The organism is Paucibacter sp. PLA-PC-4, from assembly GCF_026241155.1.
Classification (GTDB): domain Bacteria; phylum Pseudomonadota; class Gammaproteobacteria; order Burkholderiales; family Burkholderiaceae_C; genus Roseateles_E.
Window position 1 is genome coordinate 1 of record NZ_JAPFGP010000071.1, and the last position, 698, is coordinate 698.

1 protein-coding gene is annotated in these 698 nt (G+C 62.5%); it reads right to left on the reverse strand.

Translation table 11 applies throughout. From position 1 onward, the window contains the following. On the reverse strand, positions 1–651 hold a 651-nt coding region (locus OOZ63_RS28935; protein ID WP_266009337.1), incomplete at its 3' end, for a transposase. Positions 652–698 lie beyond the last annotated feature (47 nt).

Here is a 698-nt window from a genome sequence, read left to right on the forward strand (position 1 = left end):
TTGTTCTAGCCGAATCAGCGCTGCGCGCAGCGCCTGCGCATCGACTTCGGGCTCTCCCGGCTGTTGGTCGGCAGTCTCCAACTCCTGTAGATACTGTGCAATGCGCTGTTCCAGCTTGGCTTGCAACTCGGCCATTTGCGCCGACTCCAGGATTGCCTTGCTGCTGGCCACCGCCTGGAACTTCGAGCCATCAACAGCCACCCACTCTGCGCGTATCAGTCCAGCCTCAGCGCAAAAGCGCACGAACTCCGCCCCCGCCCGGCGCAGAGGCTGCGCGTTGCAGCGGCGGAACTCCGCGATGGTCTTGTGATCCGGCCTGAGTCGGTGCAGCAGCCACATCAGTTCGACGTTGCGCTGGCATTCACGCTCCAGGCGGCGGGAGGAGCGGACCCGGTTGAGATAGCCGTACAGGTACAGCATCAGCAGATCGGCCGGGTCATACGGTGGGCGCCCGGTGGCCTTGGTACGAGCCCGCGCAAAGCCCAAAGCAGCAAGGTCCAAGCGCGCAACAAACGCCGCGATGACCCGGCACACATGTTCCGGCCCTATCAGCTCATCCAGCGACACCGGGAACAGGCTGCCCTGGTCTCGACTCTGTCCTTGTACATAGCCCATGACGAACAATGCCCTGCAACTTGCGTTGCAGGGCATTGTCTTCAGGGCTTCTGGTCAGTGCCAGAGTATTGACACGGACTGCG